The organism is Streptomyces rubiginosohelvolus, assembly GCF_014649875.1.
GTDB classification, from domain to species: Bacteria; Actinomycetota; Actinomycetes; order Streptomycetales; family Streptomycetaceae; genus Streptomyces; species Streptomyces rubiginosohelvolus.
Genome location: NZ_BMTW01000007.1, coordinates 142,201 through 168,430, shown reverse-complemented (window position 1 = coordinate 168,430; position 26,230 = coordinate 142,201). Strand labels below are relative to the sequence as shown.

Genomic DNA, 26,230 nt, shown 5'->3' with positions numbered 1-26,230 from the left:
CGTGCTGCGGCGACCCCGGGCCGCTCCTGGCCCCGACGCAGGTCACCGTGCACCGTCCTAGACTCATTCGCGTGTCCGACCTCGCCCCCTTGGCCCGTTTCGACGGCCTCATAGCCTCCGGTCTGCAGGATGTGACCCACGATCCCGCGGCACTCGACTCGTCCGGTTTCTGGGCGGTATCCGCCGATTTCGAGGGGCGTATCGTGTGCGCCCGCTTCTCCGACGTACGCAGGGAAGCGGTGCCCCCTCCCGCGCCCGGAGCCTGGCGCGGGCCCGCTGCCGGGGACTGGACCTCCTCGCTGGACCGTGACGCCTACACGGCGGGCGTACGGCGAATCCGTGAACACATCGCGGCGGGCGACGTCTACCAGGCCAACCTCTGCCGGGTGCTGTCCGCACCGCTCCCCGGCGGCGGGGCCGGCGCCGACGTCGACGCCCTGACCTCTCTGCTCGCCCGCGGCAACCCCGCCCCGTACGCGGGAACGATCCGGCTGCCCGGCCACGGTGTGGAGATCGCCACCGCCTCTCCGGAGCTCTTCCTCCGGCGCGACGGGCGGACGGTGGAGTCCGGGCCGATCAAGGGCACCGGCCGGACCGAGGACGATCTGCTGGAGAAGGACCACGCCGAGAACGTGATGATCGTGGACCTGGTCCGCAACGACCTGGGCCGGGTCTGCGCCACCGGCAGCGTGAGCGTTCCCGATCTCTGCGTGGTGGAGAAGCACCCGGGCCTCGTCCACCTCGTCTCCTCGGTCCGGGGCCGGCTGGCCGACGGAGCGGGCTGGCCGGAGCTGTTCGCGGCGGCCTTCCCGCCCGGCTCGGTCACCGGCGCGCCGAAGTCCAGCGCGCTGCGGATCATCGCCGAGCTGGAACGGGGCCCGCGCGGGCCGTACTGCGGGGCGATCGGCTGGGTCGACGCCGACCGGGGCACCGCGTCGCTCGCCGTGGGCATACGGACGTTCTGGATCGACCGGACCGGTCCCGCGCCGCTGCTGCGGTTCGGGACCGGCGCGGGGATCACCTGGGGTTCGGACCCGGAGCGCGAATGGGACGAGACCGAACTCAAGGCCTCCCGGCTGCTCGCTGTAGCGTCGGGGATGTTCGAGGAGACAGGAAGGGACGCATGATGAGGATCTGGGTCAACGGCGGACTGCGGGACGCCGACGACGCCCGGCTTTCGGTGCTCGACCACGGACTGACCGTGGGCGACGGCATCTTCGAGACGGTGCGTACGAGCGAGGGGCGCCCCTTCGCGCTGACCCGGCACCTCGACCGCCTCACCCGCTCCGCCCGGGGCCTCGGCCTGCCCGACCCGGACCACGACGAGGTCCGCCGCGCCGTCGCCGCGGTCATCGACGCCAACCCCGTCGCCCTGGGGCGTCTGCGGATCACCTACACCGGCGGGCTGTCCCCGCTCGGCTCGGACCGGGGCGACCACGGGACGAGCCTCGTCGTCGCCCTCGACGGGGTGAGCCGCCGCCCGGACAGCACCGCGGTGATCACCGTCCCCTGGACGCGCAACGAACGCGGCGCGCTCGCGGGCCTGAAGACCACCTCGTACGCGGAGAACGTCGTCGCCCTGGCCCGGGCGCGGGAGAGGGGCGCTTCCGAGGCGCTGTTCCCCAACACCGCCGACCGGCTCTGCGAAGGCACCGGCTCCAATGTGTTCGTCGTCCTGGGCGGCCGCGTCCACACCCCGCCGGTCGCCTCCGGCTGCCTCGCCGGGATCACCCGCGCGCTGACCGTGGAGTGGACCGGGGCCGAGGAGACCGATCTGCCGATGGATGTCCTCGCCGAGGCCGACGAGGTGTTCCTGACCTCGACCCTCCGCGACGTCCAGGCGGTGCACCGGGTCGACGGCCGGGAGCTGACGCCCGCGATCGGACCGGTGACGGCGAAGGCCATGCGGATCTTCGCCGAGCGGGCCGGCGACGACCTCGACCCGTAAAGCGCGTGACGGCGTCTCGTCCAGGGGATACAAACCTTTGATGACGACGACACTCCGGCCGTCCGGGCCGCTTCAGCAGGGCGCCGACGGCGCGCGGGCCCGCCACTACGACGTGTGCGACAACGGGCGGCCCGTCGGCTCCGTCGCGATCAGCACCGACGACGCGTTCGGCCCGACCGCCGGAGTGCTGCGCTCCCTCAGCGTGGAGGAGTCCCGGCGCAGGCGCGGCCGGGGCGTCATCGCGGCGCTCGCCGCCGAGGAGGTGCTGCGGGGGTGGGGCTGCACCCGGGTCCGGGTGGAGGTCCCCGCCGACAACGACCCGGCCCGGCGCCTCGCGGCCGCCCTCGGCTACACCGAGCGCAGCCGCAACATGGTCAAGGACCTCGGCCCGGACGCCGTCCCGCTGCCCGCGGGCCTCACCTCGCGCGACATGAGCCAGGAGGAGTTCGCCGCCTGGCGGCAGGACGCGGTGCGGGCGTACGCACAGAACTGGATCGACCGGGGTGTCGAGCCCGAGCAGGCCCGGCTCAAGTCCGAGACCGACCACGCGGCCCACCTGCCGGACGGACTGGCGACCGAGGGGATGCGCTTCCGGGTGCTGCTCCAGGCCGGCGAGGTCGTCGGCCATGTGTGGGCGGCCCTGCGGGAGCTGGAGCCGGGCGATACGGGCGGCTTCGTCTTCGACGTCGAGGTGCGCGAGGAACACCGGGGCCGGGGCCACGGCCGGGCCCTGATGCTGCTCGCCGAGGACATCACCCGCGCCTGGCGCGCGGACCGACTCGGCCTGCACGTCTTCGCGTCCAACACCCCGGCCCTGCGGCTGTACGAGTCCCTGGGCTACACGACGACGCGGTACAACCTGGCCAAGGCGCTGTAGGCGGTCCTCCGGAGCCGTCGCCCGGTGGCCGCCCCGGCCGTCGGCTACCGGTCCCGCGCGGCCAGGGTCCGGTCGACGATCTCCTCGATCCGCTCGCGCAGCCCCTCCTGGCTCTTGCCGCCGTCCAGCCGCTCGTCGCCGATCACATAGGTGGGCGTACCGGTGACGCCGATCGCCTTGCCCTCGGCGTGGTCGGCGTCGACGATCAGCAGATGCCGGCCGTCGATCAGCGCCGTGTCGAACTCCTCAGTGTCCAGGCCCAGTTCGCGGGCCACGTCGAGGAGCACCGGCTCGCCCGTACGGCCGAGGTCGTCGGTCCGGGACAGCAGGGCCTCGATGTACGGCCAGCCCTGGCCCTGCTCGACGGCCTCCTCGGCGGCCTGGGCCGCGGCGAACGCGTGCTTGTGCTTCTCCAGCGGGAAGTGCCGCAGGCGGATCTCCAGGCGGTCCGCGTACCGCGCGCGCAGGGCGCGTACGTCGTCGAGGGCGCGGTGGCAGTCGGGGCATTCGAGATCGCACCAGAGGTCGAGGACGACCGGTGCCGCGGGGGAGGAATCGCTCATGCGCCCAGTCTTCCAGGCCGGGCGGGCGCGACCCAATCCGCACCGGACCCCACCCCCTGGGGAGGAGCCCGGCCCTGAAATGTCCCTGAGGTGGACCGCCGCCGTGGCCCCGACGGCGCTCGTCGGTGCAGGATGGAAGGGACGTACCCCCTGCGCCTGGAGGCCGTGATGCTTGCCGAGACCATCTGTTCCGCGGTGTCGGCGGCCGGCCTGGGCATCGCCGCGGTGACCGCGTACCGCAAGCGGTTCCTCACGGCGACGAGGATCGCCGCCTACTCCCTCGTCCCGATCGGGCTCGTGCTGACCGGGGTCGTCGAGTGGATCGCCGGGATCGCCTTCAAGCCGAGCGTCTGGCTCGGCTTCGGGGTGCTCGGCCTCTCCTGGCTGCTGTTCATGACCACCCGCGCCGTCGAGCGCCGCAGCGGTACCACCCGCGCGGAGCGCAAGGCCGCGCGGGCGGCCGGGCGCAACGAGGCGGTCGCCCCGGGCGCCTCCGCCCCCTCGCTCGGAGCGGGCGTCGGGGCCGGGCCGGCTTCGACGGCGGCGAAGCCGAAGAAGAAGCAGGAGGCCGCCGCGCCCGGCGACGACTTCAGCGACATCGAGGCGATCCTCAAGAAGCACGGCATCTGAGGCACCGGGTGCCCGGCGGGCCCGGGCGTTCGGCACGTCCCGGCCGAAGGGCTTCCGAATGCCTGACGGCGACCCGTACGCCGGAGCGATTTCCGATGGCCACGGGACGGTGAACTCCCGGGGGAATGACCCCGGTTGAGCGCGAACCCGCCCATGCGTGCGTCATGATCACACCGAGATGGTGGACACTTCCCGGGGCGAAGCCCCCGCACGCCCCGCCGAAGAGCCCCGCGGCTGCCTCTTCGCGCTCTCCCAGCCGCCTTTGATGATCTTCCTGACGGTCATCGGGGTGCTGCTGCTGATGGCCGCCCTGCACGACCTCTTCATGCTGTGACGCGCCGCGCCGCCGCGCGGGGTGGCGCCGGCGACGGCGTCAGCCCGCGGCTTCCTTGCGCCGGGCCCGGTACGCCGCGACGTGGAGCCGGTTCCCGCACGTACGGCTGGAGCAGTAGCGGCGGGAGCGGTTGCGCGACAGGTCGACGAACGCGTGCCCGCAGTCCGGGGCCTCGCAGCGCCGCAGCCGCTCCTGCTCGCCCGCCACGATGATGAAGGCCAGCGCCATGCCGCAGTCGGCCGCGAGATGGTCGGCGATCGAGGCGTCCGGCGCGAAGTAGTGCACGTGCCAGTCGTAGCCGTCGTGGTCGGTGAGCTGCGGGGTGGTCCCGGCCGCCGCCACGAGCCGGTTGACCAGGTCGGCCGCGGTACGGGGGTCGGGCGCCGCGAAGACCTCGGCGAAACGGTCCCGTACGTCCCGCACGGCGGCCAGGTCCTTCTCGCCGAGCGTGCCGACCCCGCTGATGTGATGCCGCTCCGCGAAGGCGTACAGCGCGGGGATGTCGGCGAGCCCGTCCTCGGGTCCGTCCCCGGTGCCGTCCGGCGGCGGCTCGCTCTCCGGCGCGGTGTTCATCAGATCGACCACCGTGTCGAGGGCGATCCGGGTGTCGTGAGGGATCAGCACGCTTCGCTCCCTGGCCTCCGGCGGGCGGGCGCCTGCCGATGGCGGCTGACTCTACTGGCTCGGCCCGTCGGCCCCCGGGCCGGTGCGGGCCGGGCCGGGAGCGGAACGAACCCCTCCGGCCCCCGGGGGAACGAACCCCTCCGGCGCCCGGAGGAGGGAGCGGGAGGGGCGGGACGCACCGGCGCCGTCGTCGCGGTGGATTCCGCGGCGACGGCGCCGGTGTCTGCCCTATGCGGTTGTCGTCACGACGCCGTCGCCCCGAGTCGGACGGCGTCTAGCGGCTCTCTGCCTGGCTCAGCTCTCGGCCAGGATGTGGGAGAGCTCCGTGTCGAGATCGAAGTGACGATGCTCGGTGCCGGGCGGAACCGCGGCGTCGGTCCTCTTCAGGAACGACTCCAGGGCCCGCGCCGGAGCTTCGAGCAGGGCTTCTCCCTCTGGGGAGCTCAGGGCGATGCATACGACGCCTTGACCGTGACTACGAGATGGCCAGACGCGGACGTCTCCGGTGCCGGTGGGCCGGTGCAGCCCCTCGGCGAGGAGGTCACGGGCGAATACCCATTCGACCGTCTCCTCCGCTCCGGTGTGGAAGGTGGCGTGCACGGCATAGGGATCGGCCGTGTCATACCGCAGGCCCGCGGGTACAGGCAGTGAGGACTCGCTCGACACAACGAGGCGCAGGTGCAGCTCGCAGCTGACCGTGGTGTTCATAAGCGCCAGGGCCTTTCGCTCAGTGTGCGCTCGGGGATTCGCACGTCGGCGAAATCGACATGCCACCTACGGTGGCGTTGTAAACCCCTCTGACCCATTTGTGATGCTTCGGGTCCCTCGCTCAGCGGCGTGTAACTTTGCGTTATGCGTCCATTCCAGTGACAAAAGTGTGACCGCGGCGGGTCGGGTAAGTTGGGTTCATGAACGCGGAGAGTGACGAGCGGAACAGGGTCGCCGAGCAGGCGCCCCCAACATCCGCCACGGGGGAATCGGACCGGGAGGAACGCGAGCTGGGCTCGCGGGCGCCGGGCTTCATCAAAGCGTCGAAAGCGCTGCACCTGAGCTGGCAGGTCGGCGTCTTCGTCGTCGGCCTCGGCGTCGTGGTCGCGGGCGTGCTCATGCTGGTGCTGCCCGGCCCCGGCTGGCTGGTGATCTTCGCCGGCATGGCGATCTGGGCGACCGAGTTCGTCTGGGCCCAGCTGGTGCTGCGCTGGACCAAGCGCAAGGTCACCGAGGCTGCGCAGCGGGCCCTCGATCCCAAGGTCCGGCGACGCAACATCATCCTCACCACGGTGGGGCTCGTGATCATGGCGGTGCTGGTCGGGGTCTACGTCTGGAAGTTCGGCATCACCATGCCGTGGAAGATCAGCGAGTAGCCCGGGGAGGGTCCAGGAGCACCGCTGACATGGGGTAATGTTTGCGGTGCGCCCGGGCGATTAGCTCAGTGGGAGAGCGCTTCGTTCACACCGAAGAGGTCACTGGTTCGAACCCAGTATCGCCCACCCGGACAGAGGGCCCGGGAGACGGAATCCGTCTCCCGGGCCCTCTGCGTTGCCCGCTCCCGCCGGTCCGGGAGTCGCTGCGCGCAGCGCGCCTCCGGACCGGCACGGCTCACCGCATCCGCCCCAGCGCGTCCTTCAGCCGGCGGGCGTCGCGCAGCCGCTGCTCGTACGTCGCGCCCACCACCAGCAACAGCAGTCCGGCCAGGGCCGGCGGCAGCCAGCGGGGGAGCGCCCCGGCCACCTGCACCACGTACGGCGCCAGCTCGTGCAGCCCGTCCAGTGCCAGCACCGCCCCGCCGAGCAGCAGCAGCGCCTGGAGGCGGTGGCGCGCACCCAGCAGCGTGACCACCAGCGCCGCCACGCCCAGCAGCAGCGGGCGCTGCCAGTCCGGATCGGTCCAGGCCACCGCCAGGCTCGGCAGCAGCGTCGCCGCGAGCCCCGGCCCGTACGCCGTCCACGACGACGCCTCCGGGTCCTTCCGCCGCCGCAGGAACCCGACCACCAGCGCGGGCACGCTCACCGGCAGCGTGTACGCCTCCGGGAACGACACCTCCGACGCCGCCAGCCGCACCCAGGTGGCCAGCACGAACAGCGCCGCCGCCAGGTACCCCGCCACCGGGCGCCGTTCCGGCCGCACCGCCGCACCCGCCGCCAGCACCCCGCACAGCGCGAGGACCAGGGCCAGGAACGGCGCGTCCGGCACCGCCAGCCCCACGGCGACCAGCGCACCCAGCGCGCCCGTCAGCTCCACCGGCAACGCCACCGGGTTCCGCCGCAGCCGGGCCCCGAACAGCACCGTCAGCGCCGGCACCAGGAGCACCAGCGGCGCGGCCTCGTGCGGGGCGAGCTCCAGGGACCGGCCCGCGAAGCCCGTGAGCACGGTGCCCCCGACCGTGGCGGCGACCGCGAACACCGCACGCTCCACCCCGGCCCCCGCCCGGACCGACGCCCCGGCGAACAGGGCCGTCAGCGCGCCGAACACGGCATAGGAGGTCCCCTCGGACGCCAGCGACAGCAGCCCGGCGCTCACCGCCCCGGCCAGCGCCACCACCAGCGCGGTCACCGTCACCGCCGCCGACGCGTCCCGGCCGCTCCCCGCGCGGCGTACGGCCAGGGCCAGCAGACCGGCCACCAGGACCGTCTCCCCGGCCACCGCGACCGCGTAGGGCACATCCAGCACGGCCCCGGCCAGCAACAGCGCACCCCAGCCCAGCACGGCGGCCCCCGCACCGGCAGCTCCGCGCAGGGCCGCCCCGGACGGCCGCCTGCGGGCAGCGGGCGCCCCACCGGCGTACCAGGGCGCTCCGGCCCGGCCTCCGGCGTACCAGGGCGCTCCGGAAGCCCCGGGAGCGGCCGCGCCGGGTGCGCCCGGTGCCCCTGCGCCCGACGCGCCCGGGGCCGGTGTGCCGCCTGTCCCTGCGGTCCCGGCGCCCGGCTCCCCGCCGGTCCCCGGAACGGCCGCTCCGCCCGCCTCCGGCGTCCCGGTGCCCGGTGCTCCCGCCGAGCCCGCCGGACCCGCGTCGTACGCGGCCGCACCGGCCGACTCCGGCTTCCCGCCCGGCCCCGGCTCCTCCCGTGCGATCAGCGGCGCGGCGATCCGGGCCAGCGACGGCCACCACCGGTACGCCGACCCCAGCAGCCCTGCCGACACGGCGAGCACCACCGGGGCCGCCGCCAGCTCCGACCACGGCAGCGTCGAGCCCACCGCGGCCCGGAAGCCCTCCGGCCATCCCGCCCACACGTCCGACAGCAGCGTCACCGGGCCCAGCAGCACCGCCGCGAGCCCCGGCAGGGCACCCACCAGGGCACCGGCCACCACCGCGGCCGGTGCCACCAGCACGCCGATCGCCGCGTTCCTCGGCAGCCGGGTCCGTACGACCGCCGTCAGCGCAAGGCCGGCCAGCAGGTACGCGAGCACCCGCCAGCCCTCCGGCACCGCCGCCGCCGGGACGCCGCCCACCGCAGCCACCACCGCGAGACCGGCCACCACACCGCCCGCCCGCGCGAAACCCCTCGGTGCGCGCCACGCCCCGGCCAGGGCCGCCGCCGCGCCCGTCAGCAGGAGCGCACCGGGCGCCAGCGCCCCGAGCGGCCCGGAGGCCGTCACGGACAGCGTCAGGCCCACCATCAGCGCCGAGAACGCCATCACCGATCCGCCGAGGCATGCCGTGACCCGCGTCCCGGTGCCCTTGCCCCACAGCGCGATCGCCCCGTCCAGCACCGCCGTGGCCAGCAGCGCCCACCCGACCACCAGCGCCGGTGCGCCCGCGGCCCACGCCCCGAACAGCAGCGGCCACTGGGCGAGGACCACGGCGGCGGGCAGCGGAAGGTGGAGCTTGCCCAGCGCCAGCCCGTACGCCGTCCACAGCGCCGCGAGCACCCCGGCGGCTACGGCGGTGAAGCCGAGCCCGTCCGTGTCCGGTGCCGCCACCGCATGGACCGCGTAGGCGTCCAGCAGCGTCAGCACCAGGGCCAGGGCCGCCAGTGCCTCGGCGGTCGCGGTCAGGCCCCGCCGCAGCAGCACCGCCGGGGCGGCCAGGGCCCCCACGGTCACCAGGGCCAGCACGGCCGACCGGCCGCCGATCCCCATCGAGCCCCAGCTCACCAGCGTGAACGCGATGGCCGCGATCGTCAGCAGCAGACCGCCCAGCGTCAGCAGGACGTTCTGCGCACTGCGCGGCGCGGACGGCTGCTTCGGCGGAACGTAGCCCCACGGCTGCGCCGGAGCGCCCGGGCGGCCGGCCGCGGGCGCGCCCCAGGCCGACGGGTTCCAGCCGGGGGCGGCCGTCGGCGCGGGCGGCCGCAGCGCGGCGAGCAGCCAGGCGCGCCGGGTCAGCAGCTGGGCCCGGCGGGCGTCCAGCTCGGCCAGTTCACGGTCGAGGCGGGCCAGTTCCTCGGCGGGCGGGGGCACATGTTCCATGTACGGGAGTGTGACCCCGGCCGCCCGGCCCGTACATGCGCTCGGATACTCACTTCCCGGCCGGGACGCCCTGAGTAGAACGCGGCCGGAAGCGGTTTGAACGAAGCCCGCGAAGCCCTGTATGGTTCAACCCGTTCCCGGGCGATTAGCTCAGTGGGAGAGCGCTTCGTTCACACCGAAGAGGTCACTGGTTCGAACCCAGTATCGCCCACCCGGGAAAGCCGGTCCGCACGCATCACGCGGACCGGCTTTCGCATGTCCGGGGCACCTGTCCGGGCCACCCGCGCCGTCACGCCGCGGCGGGCAGCTCCGGGCGCAGCGGCCACGACGGGTCCACCGCCTCCGGCGTCCCGCTCTTCGCGAACCAGGCCTCCAGGCCACGCGCCTGGGCCGCGTGCCAGGTCGCCTGCAGGGTGTGCAGCTCCGACGGCGACAGCCGCTCCAGCCGGGTCGAGAAACGCCGGCACACCGCCCGCACCAGCTCCAGCGAAGCCGTCGCGTCGGCCGCCGCGTCATGGGCCCCGTCGAGCACCACCTCGTACCGCGCGCAGAGATCCGTGAGCGTGCGGCGGCCCTTGCGGTAGCGGTCCAGGTGCTTGTCCAGCACCCGCGGGTCCACCACCCGCATCGGCACCCCGTCGAGATACCGCGTCAGGGACGATGCCCGGTGCCGCCGCAACTCCCGGTCCAGCAAGGTCAGATCGAAGGGGGCGTTCATCACGACCAACGGCCGGCCCGTCGCACAGCTCTCCGCCAGCGCCCGGGCTATCTCGTCCATCACCGGGGCGGGCCAACGCCCGTTGCGCTGAAGGTGATCGTCGGTCAGCCCGTGGATCTCGGTCGCCCCGGGCGGGACCGGAACCCCGGGATTGACCAGCCAACGGGTGACGCGGACGCGACCGCCCGCGGTGTCCTGCGCGACGAGAGCGGCCGAAACGATCCGGTCCTGCTCGACGTCCACGCCTGTCGTCTCCGTGTCAAAAGCGGCCAGTGGCCCTTCGAACCAGTGCATCATCCCCGAACTCCTCGCACCCGCACGGCAGATGGAGTGATTCCTCTGCCCGATATCGGTGATACCCGGGCTGTTTGCCTGATACGCCGTTTGCGGGCGGTCTGATGCGGTGACAACACAGGTGAGACGTCGGGCAGTTGCCGCCGACGTCCGTCGATCCGTCCCGCCCACGAAACCCGCCGGCAGACCACCTGCCATCGATCGGCACGCCCGGAAGGCACACGGAGCCATGGCGCTCGCGCAGCCCGACCCCGGGGGAACCGCCCGCGCCGAGCCCTTCGGGCCCCGGCCGCCGCAGCAGCCGGACGCGCCGCTGCGCGGCTCCCTCGCCACCACCGCCTGCATGGAGACCCTGCAGGTGGGCTATCTGCACGCCGTCGCGGCGGCGGCGGGATGCTCCCTGTCCCAGCCCTTCCCCGACAACGGCATCGACTGGCACGTCAGCCACGGCGCCCCCACCCACACCGTCGACGACGAGGTGACCATCAAGGTGCAGCTCAAATGCACCTACCAGATACCGCCGCACCCGGCGGGCGGGGCGTTCTCCTTCACCCTCGACAACGCCCACCTCGTCAAACTCGCCCGCAGCCCGGTGACGGTGCACAAGATCCTGGTCGTGATGATCGTGCCCCGCAGCCAGGACGACTGGCTGCGGGCCGGGCCCGGCGGCCTCGACCTGCGCCACTGCTGCTACTGGACCAACCTGGCCGGCCACGCGGTGACGGGCCGGTACCGGACCACTGTGCGCATCCCGACCTCGCGGATCTTCGACGACCGCGCACTCTGCGACATCATGGCCCGGGTCGGGGCCGGAGGGAGACCCTGATGCACCGGTCGATGGACGAGCCCACGGGCGCGGCGGGACTGCCCGCCGCCCGCTCGCACCCCACCGTCCGCCCCTGGCCCCCGCCGCTCGCCGAGGCGGGCACCGAACTGCCCGACCCCGCCGTCCTCGGGGCCCTCCTGCGGCGGCACGGCTGGCAGCGGCGCGGGGGAGCGCCCGGACGCTACGGCCGCTGGACCCCGCCCGGATCCGCCGCCGGGGCCACCAGCCTGCTGGTGCCCGAGAGCGCGGCCTTCCCCGACAGCGGGGAGCTGATCGAGGAGGCCCTCCTCGCCCTCGGCCGCAGCGCGGACCCCTCCGCCCGTGACGTCCTCGTCTCCCTCGCCGTGCCCAGCGACGAGATCCACTGGTGGCGCGAGGTCCCCGAATCGGCGGCCGGAGCGGCCGGGGCCGCGGGCTGGACCGAGGCCGAGGAGCTGCGGTCGGCCGCCCGGCAGGTCCTCATGGCCGGGGCACTCGCGGCCCGCGGCCGGGCCGGCTACCACGGCGCCCGGCACCGCCGGAAGGCCCGGGCCGCCCTCGACGACGCCCTGATCGGGCCCGGCGCCGACGGCCGCAGCCTCACCGCGTACGTCCCCGTCGCCTCCGGGCGCACCGTCGCCGTCCAGCTCTGCCACGCCCTGCACGCCACCCGGGATGCCGTGGACTACCAGCGGGCCACCGGCGGCATGGAGGCCTTCGACAGTGCGATCGCCGCGGGCGTCGGCCGGGAGCTGACCGAGGCGCTGATCGCCCTGGTGCGCGGCTCGGAAGGGGCCCGGATCGATCTGCGGTGGGCGCCCGCCGCGGGCACCCCGGACGGCTGCCCGGCCCGCCCCGCGCCCGTCGAGTTCTCCCCGGGCGACCTGCCCGCCCTGCGCGCCGCAGGGGCCCGCTACCTCCGCGACGAACCCGCCGTGCAGGTCCGGCTGACCGGCGCGGTGGTCCGGCTGCGCCGCTCCGGGCCGCGCGGCGCCGGGATCGTACGGCTGCGGGTGCTGGCCGGGGCCGAGGTCGCGCACGTCCGCGTGGAGCTGGACGAGGAGGCGTACCGCATCGCGGGCCACGCCCACCTCGTGGGGCTGCCGCTGCGGGTGGAGGGGCGGCTGGAGAACCGGGGCGGCTTCCGGCGGCTCACCGGGGCCTCGCAGGTCGCGCCCGTCCAGGTCGACGAGGCGGAGCGGGACCGGCTGATGAAGGTGCTCCAGGAGAACGTCGACTTCTTCGAGGAGGCGTGCGCGGGGGAGGAGCCGTAGGGCCGCCCCGAAGGCGTTCGCGTCGGGGGCGTACGGCTCGGTACGATTCGCATTGCTTAGCCATGTGAAGGCAGGTGCCCCCTCAGACAGGAGAGACCGGTGTCAGACGTCCGTGTGATCATCCAACGCGATTCCGAGCGGGAAGAGCACGTGGTGACGACGGGCACGACCGCCGGTGAGCTCTTCCCCGGTCAGCGCACCGTCGTCGCCGCGCGCATCGGCGGCGAGCTGAAGGACCTCTCGTACGTCCTCCAGGACGGCGAGAGCGTCGAGCCCGTGGAGATCTCCTCCGAGGACGGCCTCAACATCCTGCGCCACTCCACCGCGCACGTCATGGCCCAGGCCGTGCAGGAGCTCTTCCCCGAGGCCAAGCTCGGCATCGGCCCGCCGGTCAAGGACGGCTTCTACTACGACTTCGACGTCGAGAAGCCGTTCACCCCCGAGGACCTCAAGGCCATCGAGAAGAAGATGCAGGAGATCCAGAAGCGGGGCCAGAAGTTCTCCCGCCGTGTGGTCTCCGACGAGGACGCCCGCGAGGAGCTCGCGAACGAGCCGTACAAGCTGGAGCTCATCGGCATCAAGGGCTCCGCCTCCTCGGACGACGGCGCGGACGTCGAGGTGGGCGGCGGCGAGCTGACCATCTACGACAACCTCGACGCCAAGACCGGCGAGCTGTGCTGGAAGGACCTCTGTCGCGGTCCGCACCTGCCCACCACCCGGTTCATCCCGGCGTTCAAGCTGATGCGCAACGCGGCGGCGTACTGGCGCGGCAGCGAGAAGAACCCGATGCTCCAGCGCATCTACGGCACCGCCTGGCCCACCAAGGACGAGCTGAAGGCGCACCTGGAGTTCCTGGAGGAGGCCGCCAAGCGCGACCACCGCAAGCTCGGCAACGAGCTGGACCTCTTCTCCTTCCCCGACCAGATCGGCCCCGGCCTCGCGGTCTTCCACCCCAAGGGCGGCGTCATCCGCCGGGCCATGGAGGACTACTCGCGCCGCCGGCACGAGGAGGAGGGCTACGAGTTCGTCTACAGCCCGCACGCCACCAAGGGCAAGCTCTTCGAGCAGTCCGGCCACCTGGACTGGTACGCCGACGGCATGTACCCGCCCATGCAGCTCGACGACGGGGTGGACTACTACCTCAAGCCGATGAACTGCCCGATGCACAACCTGATCTTCGACGCGCGCGGCCGCTCCTACCGCGAACTGCCGCTGCGCCTCTTCGAGTTCGGCACGGTGTACCGGTACGAGAAGTCGGGCGTCGTGCACGGCCTGACCCGCTCGCGCGGCTTCACGCAGGACGACGCGCACATCTACTGCACCAAGGAGCAGATGGCGGAGGAGCTGGACCGCACGCTCACCTTCGTGCTGAACCTGCTCCGCGACTACGGGCTGACCGACTTCTACCTGGAGCTGTCCACCAAGGACCCGGAGAAGTACGTCGGCTCCGACGAGACCTGGGAAGAGGCCACCGAGACCCTGCGCCAGGTCGCCGAGAAGCAGGGCCTGCCCCTGGTCCCGGACCCGGGCGGCGCCGCGTTCTACGGCCCGAAGATCTCCGTGCAGTGCAAGGACGCCATCGGCCGTACCTGGCAGATGTCGACCGTGCAGCTCGACTTCAACCTGCCGGAGCGGTTCGACCTGGAGTACACCGGTCCCGACGGCTCCAAGCAGCGCCCGGTCATGATCCACCGTGCTCTGTTCGGTTCCATCGAGCGCTTCTTCGCCGTGCTCCTGGAGCACTACGCGGGCGCGTTCCCGGTCTGGCTCGCCCCGGTGCAGGCCGTCGGCATCCCGATCGGCGACGCCCACATCCCGTACCTGCAGGAGTTCGCCGCCAAGGCGCGCAAGCAGGGGCTGCGGGTGGACGTGGACGCGTCCTCGGACCGGATGCAGAAGAAGATCCGCAACCAGCAGAAGAACAAGGTCCCGTTCATGATCATCGCCGGTGACGAGGACATGGCCAATGGCGCCGTCTCCTTCCGCTACCGCGACGGTTCGCAGGAGAACGGCATCCCGGTCGACGAGGCCATCGCCAAGATCGCGAAGGCCGTCGAGGACCGCGTACAGGTCTGATCCGTACGCCGGAGGCTCGATCCTTGACGCAGAAGCGGCCCCCGGAGCGCTAACCCCGCTCCGGGGGCCGCTTCTCGTCCTCCCGGGTGAACACCTGGATCAGCCACGACGAGAACGACCCCGTCACCGCGCCCAGCAGCGCCAGACCGCAGGCCATCAGCCCCGTCGCGACCACCCGCCCCCAGAACGTGACCGGGGTGGCGTCCCCGTAACCGACCGTCGTGAGCGTCGCGCACGCCCACCACACCGCGTCGCCGAACGTGCGGATCGAGGCGTCCGGGGCGCGGTGCTCCAGGTGGTAGACCGCGAGCGAGGCGGCGAAGCCGAGCAGGACGGCCGTCACCCCCGCGTACGCCATCACGCGCGCGTACAGGTCCAGCCGGGGCCGGTCGTGGCGGCGCTGGACCGCCGTGTACACCTTGACCATCCGCAGCGGGCGCAGCAGCGGCAGCAGCAGGACCACGGTGTCGAGCCAGTGCGTATGGAGGAAGCGCGCGCCCAAGCCGCTGAGGTGCAGCCGGGTCGCGTAGTCGACGAGGAAGAGCAGCCAGGTCGACCAGACGAGGATCAGTGCGATGTCGTTCCAGGGTTCCGCCTCGTGCGGGGTCAGCACCCGGACCGCGTACCCCGTCAGGAAGATCAGCCCCGCGAGGAAGAGCGGCACCTCCGTGCGCTGCTCCCAGCGGGTCAGCCGGGCGGGTGGATCAGGGGTGGTTCGGTCGCTCATCGCCTCAGCATCGTGGGCGGCCGAGCGGTGCGCCCCCGGCGACACGCTCCGCCGGGGTGACGCAATATGCTGATCGGCATGACGAGTGAGCCGGAGCAGCAGATCGGCGTGGGGACGCCCGACGCATTCCAGCGCCTGTGGACGCCCCATCGGATGGCGTACATCCAGGGTGAGAACAAGCCGAGCGGCCCGGGTGCCGAGGACGGCTGTCCGTTCTGTTCGATCCCGGCGAAATCCGACGAGGACGGGCTCGTCGTGGCTCGCGGCGAGCACGTCTACGCGGTGCTGAACCTGTATCCGTACAACGGCGGCCACCTCATGGTCGTGCCCTTCCGGCATGTCGCCGACTACACCGAGCTGGACGGGCCGGAGACCGCGGAGCTGGCGGACTTCACCAAGCGGGCGATGGTCGCGCTGCGCGCCGCCTCGGGGGCGCACGGCTTCAACATCGGCATGAACCAGGGCTCCGTCGCCGGCGCCGGGATCGCCGCCCACCTGCACCAGCACCTGGTGCCGCGCTGGGGCGGGGACACCAACTTCATGCCGGTCATCGGCCACACCAAGGTGCTGCCCCAGCTGCTGGGCGACACCCGGGCGATGCTGGCCGACGCCTGGCCCGCCGCCGTCTAGGACGTCGAACGCAGAGGCCCCCGCCGCGGCGGGGGCCTCTGCCGTACGCGTCGTACCTACGCGTCGTAGACGTCGGCCTTGCGCGGGGCCGGGTCCTGGACGAGGCCGCTCAGTATGCTCGAGCGGTTGTCGAAGCGCTCCGTGTCGACCCCGTTCTCCGCGAGGACGCGCATCGCCGCCGAGTGGACCGCCCGCAGCACCGGGGTGGCGGCACGCATCGCGTCGTCCGCCATGAAGCGGTGGTTCCACGGCTTGGCCGCCCACGCGTGCCGCAGCCCGAACGGCTCGGGCAGCACGATCTTCCCGCCCAGGTAGTCCAGCAGTGGCGGATACCAGGTGAGGGGGGCGCGCAGGGCGAGCCGGACGACCTCCTTGGCGTCCACCAGCGCCAGCTGGACGTCCCGGGTCTCCCAGAAGCGGACGGTCTTGTTGACCGTCTTCGTCTTCGCCGCCGGCTTGGTGAGGAACAGACCGTGCACCGGGCCGAGCGCATGGCCGGTGACCTCGATGCGCAGCGTCTCGTGGAGCACGGTGACGGTGATCATCATGGTGATCACCAGCTGGCCGTCCCAGAGGGTGAACTGGACGCCCAGGTAGTGCCGGTCGCCGCTGCCGAACTGCTGGTGGTTGCAGATCCGCTGTATCTCGTGGGGCTTCACCTGGAAGGTGGCGACGTCCTCGCCCTCGGGGCGGGTGACGGCGTCGGCCTTCTCCCCGATGGGCGAGACGATCCAGTGCTTCACGGACGGCTTCGGGAAGCCGCCGGTGTTCAGCGGCCCGCGCTCCAGCATCTTCAGCTGGTCGTGGATGATCCGGATCAGGTCCCAGCTGCGGAACTGGTGGATCTCCTTCGTCGGGTCCTTGGGGATCAGCTCCTCGGCCAGCTGCCAGCTGCCCCAGCGGGTGCCCATGCCGAGGACGCCCTTGGGGCCGGCGTAGAAGACGGCGTTCGACTGCTGCTCGGCCGACAGCTTCTCCAGGCCCTGGCGCAGGGCCTCGCGCGCGGTCTCGTTGGGGTTCTTCGGCACCGCCTCGGGGATCTTCGCGATCACCCCGGTGCCGGAGAGAAGGCCCTCCCAGCGGGCCCGCATGTCCTTGGCCGAGGTCTCCGCGATCCGTTTGGCGAGCACCCAGCCGATCACCGGCGCGATGACCGCGCCCCGGAAGTAGAGGGCCCAGAAGCCGTCCAGCGGCAGCTTCACCACCAGGATCAGCGCACCGACCCCGAAGGCGGCCAGCAGCACCGTGCCGACGGCCTTGAACGCCGTGTCCTTGGACTTGTTGAGCACGTCCCGGATCCGGAAGGCGATCACCCAGGCCAGCATGCCGGGCAGGAACAGCACACCGAACACCACGGTCACCAGGGTGAGACGGGTGTCGCGGGCCTTGCGCAGGTTGTTCGCCGACAGGCAGTGCTCCACCACGGTCTGCGGGTCCGTCCCGAAGGACTGGATGAGCGCCTTGCGGGCGCCGCCGAGCATGCGCTCCTGGACGGCGCGGGCGAACGCCTCACCGAGATTCGGCTTGAAGTAGTCGGACTTGAAGAGTTTGGAGGAGCCCGGCTTCACTTCCGATTTGTGCCACTCGCTGTTGGCGTCGAGGATCGCCTCCACCGGACTGTCCCGGTACGCCGCCGAGGCCAGGGCGTTGGTCGCCACGGTCTGACTGCCCGAGCCCTGGATCGGGATCTGGGCCCCCGGTGAGAAGTCGAATCCGTCGTTGGCCACCTTGTCGCCCCCACTCGCCGCACGTCTGCTCCTGCGGTGTGCCCAACTACCGTACGCGGCATACCTTCTGAGCTGCGACCACAGCGTATCGTCCGGATCACACCACCACCGGTCACCGGCGTGAACGGGACGGCGTGTGCGACAGTGCGCCGGTCACGCGCCGGGGGACCCGTTCGCCGACTCCGTGCGGACCCGGTCGGCGATCTGCTGCGGCATCGCCTCGTGCCGGGCGTACGCACGGTCGAAGCGGCCGGTGCCGTGCGACAGGGAGCGCAGGTCCACCGCGTACCGGCCGACCTCGATCTCCGGCACCTCCGCCCGTACGAGAGTGCGCCCGCCCGCGCTCTGCTCGGTGCCCACGACCCGGCCCCGCCGCCCCGACAGGTCGCTCATCACCGGGCCCACGTAGTCGTCGGGGACCAGGACGCTCACCTCGCACACCGGCTCCAGGAGCTGGATGCGGGATTCGGCCGCGGCCTCGCGCAGCGCGAGCGCCCCGGCGGTCTGGAACGCGGCGTCCGACGAGTCGACCGAGTGCGCCTTCCCGTCCAGCAGCGTGACCCGGACGTCGACCAGCGGGTGCCCGGCGGACAGCCCCTTGGCGGCCTGGGTCCGGACGCCCTTCTCCACCGAGGGGATGAACTGGCGCGGCACCGCACCGCCGACGACCTTGTCGACGAACTCGATGCCGGAGCCCGGCGGCAGCGGCTCCACCTCGATCTCGCAGATCGCGAACTGGCCGTGTCCGCCGGACTGTTTGACGTGCCGTCCGCGCCCGGCCGCCCGGCCCGCGAACGTCTCGCGCAGCGGCACCCGGTGCGGTTCCGCGTCGACCTGGACGCCGTAACGGCTGCGCAGCCGTTCCAGGGCCACCTCCTGGTGGGCCTCGCCCAGGCACCACAGGACGACCTGGCCGGTGTCCGGGTTCTGTTCGAGGCGCAGCGTGGGGTCCTCGGCGACCAGCCGGGACAGGCTCTGCGACAGCTTGTCCTCGTCCGCCTTGCCGTGCGCCCGTACGGCCAGCGGGAGCAGCGGGTCCGGCGTCGACCAGGGCTCGATCAGGACGGGGTCGCCGGCCGGGGAGAGCGTGTCGCCGGTCTCCGCCTCGCCGAGCCGGGCCACGCACGCCAGATCGCCCGCGACGCACCGGTCCAGCGCGTTCTGCCGGCGGCCGAACGGGGAGGTGAGCGCCCCGACGCGGATCTCCGCCTCGTGGCAGGGGCGCGGGGCGTGCCCCGTGGCGTCCAGGCCGTGGCCGCACAGATGCACGGAGTCGTCGGGGCGCAGGGTGCCGGAGAAGACGCGGACCAGCGAGACGCGGCCCACGTACGGGTCGGAGGACGTCTTGACGACCTCGGCGACCAGCGGGCCGTCCGGGTCGCATACCGGCGCGGGCCGGGGCTTGCCCGACGGGGTGGTGACGACGGGCGGGGTGCGCTCCAGCGGGGTCGGGAAGCCGCGGGTGATCAGCTCCAGCAGTTCGACGGTGCCGATGCCCTGGCGGGCCCCCTCGGCCGCCGGGGCCGCCGTGAGGACGGGGTGGAAGGAGCCCCGGGCGACGGCCCGTTCCAGATCGGCGATCAGGGTCGCGACGTCGATGTCCTCGCCGCCGAGGTAGCGGTCCATCAGGGACTCGTCCTCGCTCTCGGCGATGATCCCCTCGATCAGCCGGTCCCGGGCCGCCCGCAGCGGTTCCTCCTGCTCGGGCGCGGGCGGCAGCTCGGTGCGTTCGCCCGAGGAGTGGTCGAGGATCCGGCGGCTCAGCAGCCCGGTGAGGCCGATCAGCGGGGCGTGCCCGTCGGCTCCCTCGGGACCCAGCACGGGCAGGTACAGCGGCAGTACGGCGTCGGGGTCGTCGCCCCCGAAGTTCTCGGCGCAGATCCGGGTCATGTCGTCGAAGGAGGTACGGGCGGTGTCCAGGTGCGTGACGACGATCGCGCGCGGCATGCCGACGAGCGCGCACTCCTCCCAGGCGGCCCGGGTGGTCGCCGCCACGGACTGGGCCTCCTGGGCGGCCGAGACGACGAAGAGGGCCGCGTCCGCCGCGCGCAGACCGGCCCGCAGTTCCCCGACGAAGTCCGCGTAGCCGGGGGTGTCCAGCAGATTGATCTTGCACCCGTCCCAGGCCACCGGGACCAGCGAGAGCTGTACGGAACGCCGTCGGCGCTGCTCGATCTCGTCGTAGTCGGAGACGGTCGCCCCGTCCTCGACCCGGCCGGCCCGGTTCACCGCCCCCGCCGTCAGAGCCAGGGCCTCGACCAAAGTGGTCTTGCCCGATCCGCTGGGGCCGACCAGCACCACGTTCCGTACGGCGGAGGGGCGGTCGGCCGCCGGTGCTCCTCCGGCGGCTCCGGGGTGTGCGTGTGCCTTCTCGCCCATGGTGCGTGCCTCCCGGTCGATGGCGCGGTGCGGGGGAGGGCGACCGCGCGCGGAGCAGCGGTGGTCACGGGGGTGGAGAGGCCGCCGCGGCGGTCTCGGCGACGCCCGCGGTCCTTCGAGCTTGGCACCGTGACGTGGCCTCGTCCATATCTCGCGCACGGGCGGCCTCGTCCACGGACCGCGCCCCGGACACGGCGGGGCCCGGGCCGGGGGACACCCGGCGGCGGGTGCCCGTCCGGTGGAAGGGTCCGGCCGTGACTACGATGGGCCAGCCGGGGGCCGAAGGGGCCGCCCGGCGAACCGAACCCTCGGGAAGGCCATGCTGAACAAGTACGCGCGTGCATTCTTCACGCGTGTCCTCACACCGTTCGCCGCTCTGCTGCTCCGCCTCGGGGTCAGCCCCGACGCGGTCACTCTCATCGGCACGGCCGGAGTGATGGCAGGTGCGCTGGTCTTTTTCCCGATGGGAGAGTTCTTCTGGGGCACGATCGTCATCACGATCTTCGTCTTCTCCGACCTCGTCGACGGCAACATGGCGAGGCAGGCCGGGATCTCCAGCCGGTGGGGCGCGTTCCTCGACTCGACGCTGGACCGGGTCGCCGACGGGGCGATCTTCGCCGGCTTCGCCCTCTGGTACGCGGGCAGCGGTGACGACAACATCCTCTGCGCCGTCGCGATCTTCTGCCTGGCCAGCGGCCAGGTGGTCTCGTACACGAAGGCGCGCGGCGAGTCGATCGGGCTGCCGGTCGCGGTCAACGGCCTCGTGGAGCGCGCCGAGCGCCTGGTGATCTCGCTGGTCGCCGCCGGTCTCGCCGGACTGCACACGTTCGGGGTCCCCGGCATCGACGTCCTGCTCCCGATCGCGCTGTGGATCGTCGCCGTCGGCAGCCTCGTGACGCTGATCCAGCGGGTGGTGACCGTACGCCGCGAGTCGGCGGAGGCGGACGCAGCCGAGGCGGCCGTCACGGGACCGGCCGCCACGGATTCCGCGGGCTCCGCCGGGCAGGGGAGCGAGGCCGACCGGTGAGTACGCTCAAGGGCCGGCTCACCGACGGGCTGTACGGGCTGGGCTGGAGCGCGGTCAAGACGCTGCCCGAGCCTGCCGCCACCCGCCTCTTCCGCACCATCGCCGACCAGGTCTGGAAGCGGCGCGGCAAGAGCGTGCTGCGCCTGGAGTCCAATCTGGCGCGGGTCGTCCCCGACGCGGGCCCGGCGCGGCTGGCCGAGCTGTCGCGGGCCGGGATGCGCTCCTACATGCGCTACTGGATGGAGTCGTTCCGGCTGCCGACCTGGAGCCCGGAGCGGATCAGGGCGAGCATCGACGTCAAGGACGTCCACCACCTGACCGAGGGCATGGACGCCGGGAACGGCGTGATCATCGCCCTGCCCCACCTGGGCAACTGGGACCTCGCGGGCGCCTGGGTCACCACCGACCTCAAGGTCCCCTTCACCACCGTCGCCGAACGGCTGGAGCCCGCCACCCTCTACGACCGGTTCGTCGCCTACCGCGAGGGCCTCGGCATGGAGGTCCTGCCGCACAGCGGCGGGGCCGCCTTCGGGACCCTGGCCCGGCGGCTGCGCGCGGGCGGCCTGGTCTGCCTGGTCGCGGACCGGGACCTGTCCGCGTCCGGCGTCGAGGTGTCGTTCTTCGGCGCCACCGCCCGGATGCCCGCGGGCCCGGCGCTCCTCGCCCAGCAGACCGGCGCGCTGCTGATGCCGGTGACCCTCTGGTACGACGGCACGCCGGTGATGAAGGCGCGCGTCCACCCGGCGATCGAGATGCCGGAGGAAGGCACCCGCGCCGAGAAGACCTCCGCGATGACGCAGGCGCTGGCCGACGCCTTCGCCGGCGGGATCGCCGAGCACCCGGAGGACTGGCACATGCTCCAGCGGCTCTGGCTGGACGACCTGGACCCCCGGGGGGCACCGAAGTGAAGATCGGCATCGTCTGCCCGTACTCCTGGGACGTACCGGGAGGCGTGCAGTTCCACATCCGGGACCTCGCCGAACACCTGATCCGGCTCGGCCACGAGGTCTCCGTGCTGGCCCCCGCCGACGACGAGACCCCGCTGCCCCCGTACGTCGTCTCGGCGGGCCGGGCCGTCCCGGTCCCGTACAACGGCTCGGTCGCCCGGCTGAACTTCGGCTTCCTGTCGGCGGCCCGGGTGCGGCGCTGGCTGCACGACGGCACGTTCGACGTGATCCACATCCACGAGCCGACCTCCCCGTCGCTGGGTCTGCTGGCCTGCTGGGCGGCGCAGGGGCCGATCGTGGCCACCTTCCACACCTCCAACCCGCGCTCCCGGGCGATGATCGCCGCGTACCCGATCCTCCAGCCCGCGCTGGAGAAGATCAGCGCCCGGATCGCGGTCAGCGAGTACGCCCGGCGCACCCTGGTCGAGCACCTCGGCGGCGACGCCGTCGTCATCCCCAACGGTGTCGACGTCGGCTTCTTCGCCGAGGCCGAACCAAAGGCGGAATGGCAGGGCCAGACGCTCGGCTTCATCGGCCGCATCGACGAACCCCGCAAGGGCCTGCCCGTCCTGATGAAGGCGCTGCCCGCGATCCTCGCCGCCCGCCCCGAGGCCCGGCTGCTGGTCGCCGGGCGCGGGGACGAGGAGGAGGCGGTGGCCACGCTGCCGAAGGAGCTGCGCGAGCGCGTCGAGTTCCTCGGCATGGTCAGCGACGAGGACAAGGCCCGGCTGCTGCGCAGCGTCGACGTGTACGTGGCCCCGAACACCGGCGGCGAGAGCTTCGGCATCATCCTGGTCGAGGCGCTGTCGGCCGGTGCGCCGGTCCTCGCGAGCGACCTGGACGCCTTCGCGCAGGTGCTGGACCAGGGGGCGGCGGGCGACCTGTTCGCCAACGAGGACGCCGAGGCGCTGGCCGAGGCCGCGATCCGGCTGCTGGGCGACCCGGAGCGTCGCAAGGGGCTGCGGGAGCGGGGCGAGGCCCACGTACGGCGCTTCGACTGGGCGACGGTGGGGGCCGACATCCTCGCGGTGTACGAGACGGTGACCGACGGGGCCGCGTCCGTCGCGGCGGACGAACGCTCCGGGCTGCGGGCCCGGTTCGGGCTCGCGCGGGACTGAGCCGGGGGGTTCGCAGCCGACGGTGGCGCGGTCCGGGCCCCGGTACGCGGCCTCGGGGGCCTCCTGTTGAAGCGGGGGCCGCCGGCGACGGTAGCGTGTGGGCCCGTGACCGTAACCCTCATCGTCTGGATCGTCCTCGCGCTCATCGCGATCGGCGTGTACCTCAGCTGGACCGCCGGCCGGCTCGACCGTCTGCACTCCCGGATCGACGCCGCCCGCGCCGCCCTCGACGCCCAACTGCTGCGCCGCGCCTCGGTCACCCAGGAGCTGGCCACCTCCGGCGTCCTGGACCCGGCCGCCTCGATCGTCCTGTACGAGGCCGCGCACGCCGCCCGGCAGGCCGAGGAGGACCACCGCGAGGTCGCCGAGAGCGAACTGAGCACCGCCCTGCGCGCCGTCTTCGGCGAACCGGCCCAGGTCGACGCGGTGAAGGAGATCCCCGGCGGCGAGGACGCGGCCACCGAACTGGCCGCCGCCGTACGCCGCGTGCCCATGGCCCGCCGCTTCCACAACGACGCCGTGCGCGCCGCCCGCGCCCTGCGCCGGCACCGCACGGTCCGGCTCCTGCGGCTGGCCGGGCACGCCCCGTTCCCGCTCGCCTTCGAGATGGACGACGCCCCGCCGGTGGCCCTCGCGGACCGCCCGGGCACCTGAGCCGGGGAACGACCGGGGCGGAGATCCCAGGCCAAAACGATCCACGGCCTGTTCATTGGCCCTTGCTGTGGCCTGCTCCCACAGCGTTTGCTCGGCGATGCAGTATCCAGCGTCTTTCACCGAGTGAGGTCCCGTGTCCACGCTTCCCAGCACCCCGCAGTCCGCCGAGTCCCCCGCCACCGGCACCGCCCGCGTCAAGCGCGGCATGGCCGAGCAGCTCAAGGGCGGCGTGATCATGGACGTCGTCGACGCCGAGCAGGCGAAGATCGCCGAGGACGCGGGCGCCGTGGCCGTCATGGCCCTGGAGCGGGTCCCCGCCGACATCCGCAAGGACGGCGGCGTGGCCCGGATGTCCGACCCCAACATGATCGAGGAGATCATCGGGGCCGTCTCCATCCCGGTCATGGCCAAGTCCCGCATCGGCCACTTCGTCGAGGCTCAGGTCCTCCAGTCCCTCGGTGTCGACTACATCGACGAGTCCGAGGTCCTCACCCCGGCCGACGAGGTCAACCACAGCGACAAGTTCGCCTTCACCACCCCCTTCGTCTGTGGTGCCACCAACCTGGGCGAGGCCCTGCGCCGCATCGCCGAGGGCGCGGCCATGATCCGCTCGAAGGGCGAGGCCGGCACCGGCAACGTCGTCGAGGCCGTCCGCCACCTGCGCCAGATCAAGAACGAGATCGCGCGACTGCGCGGCTTCGACAACAACGAGCTGTACGCCGCCGCCAAGGACCTCCGCGCCCCCTACGAGCTGGTCAAGGAGGTCGCCGAGCTCGGCAAGCTGCCCGTCGTGCTGTTCTCCGCCGGTGGCGTCGCCACCCCGGCCGACGCCGCGCTGATGCGCCAGCTCGGCGCCGAGGGCGTCTTCGTCGGCTCCGGCATCTTCAAGTCCGGCGACCCGGCCAAGCGCGCCGCCGCCATCGTGAAGGCCACCACCTTCTACGACGACCCGAAGGTCATCGCGGACGCCTCCCGCAACCTGGGTGAGGCCATGGTCGGCATCAACTGCGACACCCTGCCCGAGTCCGAGCGCTACGCCAACCGCGGCTGGTAACCACTGATGAGCGACACCCCTGTGATCGGCGTCCTCGCACTTCAGGGCGACGTACGGGAGCACCTGATCGCCCTGGCCTCGGCGGACGCCCTGGCCAGGCCGGTCCGGCGCCCCGAGGAGCTCGCCGAGGTCGACGGCCTGGTCATCCCGGGCGGCGAGTCGACCACCATGTCCAAACTGGCGGTCCTCTTCGGCATGATGGAGCCGCTGCGTGAGCGGGTCCGGGCCGGGATGCCGGTCTACGGCACCTGCGCCGGGATGATCCTGCTCGCCGAGAAGATCCTCGACCCGCGCTCGGGCCAGGAGACCATCGGCGGCATCGACATGATCGTGCGGCGCAACGCCTTCGGCCGGCAGAACGAGTCGTTCGAGGCCGCGGTCGAGGTCGCCGGGATCGACGGCGGCCCCGTGGAGGGCGTGTTCATCCGCGCCCCCTGGGTGGAGTCCGTCGGGGCCGAGGCGGAGGTCATCGCCGAGCACGGCGGCCACATCGTGGCCGTACGCCAGCGAAATGTCCTCGCCACGTCGTTCCATCCCGAACTGACCGGCGATCATCGCGTGCACGCTCTGTTCGTGGACATGGTGCGCGCAGTGAAGTGAGCGGACCCCGGTAGGATCTCTCGGGTTCGACTCGATTTTGGTGACGCGAAGGAGAAGGCAGATGTCCGGCCACTCTAAATGGGCTACGACGAAGCACAAGAAGGCCGTGATTGACGCCAAGCGCGGCAAGCTCTTCGCGAAGCTGATCAAGAACATCGAGGTCGCGGCCCGCTCCGGCGGCGTCGACCCCGATGGCAACCCGACGCTCGTCGATGCCATCCAGAAGGCGAAGAAGAGTTCCGTCCCGAACAAGAACATCGATTCCGCCGTCAAGCGCGGCGGCGGTCTCGAAGCGGGCGGTACCGACTACGAGACGATCATGTACGAGGGTTACGGCCCCAACGGTGTCGCGGTGCTCATCGAGTGCCTGACCGACAACCGCAACCGCGCCGCGTCCGACGTACGTGTCGCGATGACCCGGAACGGCGGCTCGATGGCCGACCCGGGCTCCGTCTCGTACCTGTTCAACCGCAAGGGCGTCGTGATCGTGCCCAAGGGCGAGCTGTCCGAGGACGACGTCCTCGGCGCGGTCCTCGACGCGGGCGCCGAAGAGGTCAACGACCTCGGCGAGACCTTCGAGGTGGTCAGCGAGGCCACCGACATGGTCGCGGTGCGCACCGCCCTCCAGGAGGCGGGCATCGACTACGACTCCGCCGAGGCCAACTTCCTGCCGACCATGCAGGTCGAGCTGGACGAAGAGGGCGCGCGCAAGATCTTCAAGCTCATCGACGCGCTGGAGGACAGCGACGACGTGCAGAACGTCTTCGCCAACTTCGACGTGTCCGACGAGGTCATGGAGAAGGTCGACGCCTGA

25 protein-coding genes and 2 tRNA genes are annotated in these 26,230 nt (G+C 72.5%); 19 read left to right on the top strand and 8 right to left on the bottom strand.

What is annotated here, in order from left to right; genetic code table 11:
* The first annotated feature begins 71 nt into the window (after positions 1-71).
* The 3 genes from IE134_RS18120 to IE134_RS18110 are packed head-to-tail and all read left to right on the top strand — an operon-like array spanning position 72 to position 2,825.
* A complete protein-coding gene (locus IE134_RS18120) occupies positions 72-1,127 on the top strand; it encodes a chorismate-binding protein (RefSeq protein ID WP_189431056.1) in 1,056 nt (351 codons plus the stop codon).
* Positions 1,127-1,948 carry an aminotransferase class IV gene (locus IE134_RS18115; RefSeq protein WP_030712485.1) on the top strand — a complete coding sequence of 274 codons (822 nt, stop codon included), beginning with the start codon at positions 1,127-1,129 and terminating at the stop codon, positions 1,946-1,948. The genes IE134_RS18120 and IE134_RS18115 overlap by 1 nt, the downstream gene beginning before the upstream one ends.
* Positions 1,949-1,988: 40 nt before the next feature.
* Entirely contained in the window at positions 1,989-2,825 is an 837-nt protein-coding gene (locus IE134_RS18110) for a GNAT family N-acetyltransferase (protein ID WP_189431054.1), read from the top strand.
* Positions 2,826-2,869: 44 nt separating this feature from the next.
* On the opposite strand, the gene IE134_RS18105 is transcribed toward IE134_RS18110, so the two are convergent.
* Entirely contained in the window at positions 2,870-3,388 is a 519-nt protein-coding gene (locus IE134_RS18105; RefSeq protein ID WP_189431052.1) for a DsbA family protein, read from the bottom strand.
* Positions 3,389-3,556: 168 nt separating this feature from the next.
* Here IE134_RS18105 and IE134_RS18100 point away from each other — a divergent pair, with 168 nt between their 5' ends.
* Together IE134_RS18100 and IE134_RS18095 are read left to right on the top strand one after the other, a co-directional pair.
* Positions 3,557-4,018, top strand: a complete 462-nt coding sequence (locus IE134_RS18100; RefSeq protein WP_189431050.1) for a hypothetical protein — start codon at positions 3,557-3,559, stop codon at positions 4,016-4,018.
* Positions 4,019-4,196: 178 nt separating this feature from the next.
* Entirely contained in the window at positions 4,197-4,352 is a 156-nt protein-coding gene (locus tag IE134_RS18095; RefSeq protein ID WP_010057260.1) for a hypothetical protein, read from the top strand.
* 39 nt (positions 4,353-4,391) lie between these two features.
* Here the strand turns inward: IE134_RS18095 and IE134_RS18090 are convergent, their stop codons facing one another.
* Both IE134_RS18090 and IE134_RS18085 read right to left on the bottom strand, forming a co-directional pair.
* Positions 4,392-4,976: a CGNR zinc finger domain-containing protein gene (locus IE134_RS18090; protein ID WP_010057261.1), complete on the bottom strand. Its 585-nt coding sequence runs from the start codon at positions 4,974-4,976 to the stop codon at positions 4,392-4,394.
* A 294-nt stretch (positions 4,977-5,270) separates the two neighbouring features.
* Complete coding sequence (locus tag IE134_RS18085; protein ID WP_003959770.1) at positions 5,271-5,684, bottom strand: SsgA family sporulation/cell division regulator; 414 nt, start codon at positions 5,682-5,684, stop codon at positions 5,271-5,273.
* A 200-nt stretch (positions 5,685-5,884) separates the two neighbouring features.
* Here IE134_RS18085 and IE134_RS18080 point away from each other — a divergent pair, with 200 nt between their 5' ends.
* Together IE134_RS18080 and IE134_RS18075 are read left to right on the top strand one after the other, a co-directional pair.
* The gene (locus IE134_RS18080) at positions 5,885-6,340 is read left to right on the top strand and encodes a TIGR02611 family protein (RefSeq protein WP_030712502.1); all 456 of its coding nucleotides are present in this window, start codon (positions 5,885-5,887) and stop codon (positions 6,338-6,340) included.
* 54 nt (positions 6,341-6,394) lie between these two features.
* Positions 6,395-6,466, top strand: a tRNA-Val gene (locus IE134_RS18075).
* Between the two features lie 109 nt (positions 6,467-6,575).
* Here IE134_RS18075 and IE134_RS18070 read toward each other — a convergent pair.
* Positions 6,576-9,386, bottom strand: coding sequence for an SCO7613 C-terminal domain-containing membrane protein (locus tag IE134_RS18070; RefSeq protein WP_189431048.1), 2,811 nt, complete (start codon positions 9,384-9,386; stop codon positions 6,576-6,578).
* A gap of 139 nt (positions 9,387-9,525) precedes the next feature.
* Here IE134_RS18070 and IE134_RS18065 point away from each other — a divergent pair.
* Positions 9,526-9,597 (top strand) — tRNA-Val (locus IE134_RS18065).
* A 78-nt stretch (positions 9,598-9,675) separates the two neighbouring features.
* On the opposite strand, the gene IE134_RS18060 is transcribed toward IE134_RS18065, so the two are convergent.
* Positions 9,676-10,401, bottom strand: a complete 726-nt coding sequence (locus IE134_RS18060; RefSeq protein WP_010057267.1) for a 3'-5' exonuclease — start codon at positions 10,399-10,401, stop codon at positions 9,676-9,678.
* A 226-nt stretch (positions 10,402-10,627) separates the two neighbouring features.
* Here IE134_RS18060 and IE134_RS18055 point away from each other — a divergent pair, with 226 nt between their 5' ends.
* The 3 genes from IE134_RS18055 to thrS all read left to right on the top strand — a co-directional run bounded on the left by IE134_RS18055 (position 10,628) and on the right by thrS (position 14,553).
* Complete coding sequence (locus IE134_RS18055; RefSeq protein WP_010057269.1) at positions 10,628-11,224, top strand: DUF4365 domain-containing protein; 597 nt, start codon at positions 10,628-10,630, stop codon at positions 11,222-11,224.
* The gene (locus tag IE134_RS18050; RefSeq protein WP_030712508.1) at positions 11,224-12,477 is read left to right on the top strand and encodes a hypothetical protein; all 1,254 of its coding nucleotides are present in this window, start codon (positions 11,224-11,226) and stop codon (positions 12,475-12,477) included. Before IE134_RS18055 ends, IE134_RS18050 begins: the two co-directional genes overlap by 1 nt.
* Positions 12,478-12,576: 99 nt before the next feature.
* Complete coding sequence (gene thrS, locus IE134_RS18045) at positions 12,577-14,553, top strand: threonine--tRNA ligase (protein ID WP_010057275.1); 1,977 nt, start codon at positions 12,577-12,579, stop codon at positions 14,551-14,553.
* 49 nt (positions 14,554-14,602) lie between these two features.
* Here the strand turns inward: thrS and IE134_RS18040 are convergent, their stop codons facing one another.
* Positions 14,603-15,280, bottom strand: a complete 678-nt coding sequence (locus tag IE134_RS18040; protein WP_030712514.1) for a potassium channel family protein — start codon at positions 15,278-15,280, stop codon at positions 14,603-14,605.
* A gap of 66 nt (positions 15,281-15,346) precedes the next feature.
* Between IE134_RS18040 and IE134_RS18035 the strand changes: the two genes are divergently transcribed.
* Positions 15,347-15,910 carry an HIT family protein gene (locus IE134_RS18035; RefSeq protein WP_030712517.1) on the top strand — a complete coding sequence of 188 codons (564 nt, stop codon included), beginning with the start codon at positions 15,347-15,349 and terminating at the stop codon, positions 15,908-15,910.
* A 56-nt stretch (positions 15,911-15,966) separates the two neighbouring features.
* On the opposite strand, the gene IE134_RS18030 is transcribed toward IE134_RS18035, so the two are convergent.
* Both IE134_RS18030 and IE134_RS18025 read right to left on the bottom strand, forming a co-directional pair.
* The gene (locus IE134_RS18030; RefSeq protein WP_098017025.1) at positions 15,967-17,637 is read right to left on the bottom strand and encodes an AbeC-like domain-containing protein; all 1,671 of its coding nucleotides are present in this window, start codon (positions 17,635-17,637) and stop codon (positions 15,967-15,969) included.
* 153 nt (positions 17,638-17,790) lie between these two features.
* Positions 17,791-20,016: an elongation factor G-like protein EF-G2 gene (locus IE134_RS18025; RefSeq protein ID WP_030712522.1), complete on the bottom strand. Its 2,226-nt coding sequence runs from the start codon at positions 20,014-20,016 to the stop codon at positions 17,791-17,793.
* 319 nt (positions 20,017-20,335) lie between these two features.
* Between IE134_RS18025 and pgsA the strand changes: the two genes are divergently transcribed.
* From pgsA to IE134_RS17990, 7 genes are all read left to right on the top strand, one after another.
* Positions 20,336-21,043, top strand: coding sequence for a phosphatidylinositol phosphate synthase (gene pgsA / locus IE134_RS18020; protein WP_010057280.1), 708 nt, complete (start codon positions 20,336-20,338; stop codon positions 21,041-21,043).
* A complete protein-coding gene (locus IE134_RS18015; protein WP_098017023.1) occupies positions 21,040-21,951 on the top strand; it encodes a phosphatidylinositol mannoside acyltransferase in 912 nt (303 codons plus the stop codon). Before pgsA ends, IE134_RS18015 begins: the two co-directional genes overlap by 4 nt.
* Positions 21,948-23,108 (top strand): glycosyltransferase family 4 protein, encoded by a 1,161-nt coding sequence (locus IE134_RS18010; RefSeq protein ID WP_030712530.1) that lies wholly within the window; start codon positions 21,948-21,950, stop codon positions 23,106-23,108. The genes IE134_RS18015 and IE134_RS18010 overlap by 4 nt, the downstream gene beginning before the upstream one ends.
* Before the next feature lie 105 nt (positions 23,109-23,213).
* Entirely contained in the window at positions 23,214-23,762 is a 549-nt protein-coding gene (locus IE134_RS18005; RefSeq protein ID WP_030712533.1) for a hypothetical protein, read from the top strand.
* Between the two features lie 133 nt (positions 23,763-23,895).
* Complete coding sequence (gene pdxS, locus IE134_RS18000) at positions 23,896-24,816, top strand: pyridoxal 5'-phosphate synthase lyase subunit PdxS (RefSeq protein ID WP_003970325.1); 921 nt, start codon at positions 23,896-23,898, stop codon at positions 24,814-24,816.
* 6 nt (positions 24,817-24,822) lie between these two features.
* Positions 24,823-25,416: a pyridoxal 5'-phosphate synthase glutaminase subunit PdxT gene (gene pdxT / locus IE134_RS17995; protein ID WP_098017022.1), complete on the top strand. Its 594-nt coding sequence runs from the start codon at positions 24,823-24,825 to the stop codon at positions 25,414-25,416.
* A gap of 61 nt (positions 25,417-25,477) precedes the next feature.
* Positions 25,478-26,230: a YebC/PmpR family DNA-binding transcriptional regulator gene (locus IE134_RS17990; protein ID WP_030712539.1), complete on the top strand. Its 753-nt coding sequence runs from the start codon at positions 25,478-25,480 to the stop codon at positions 26,228-26,230.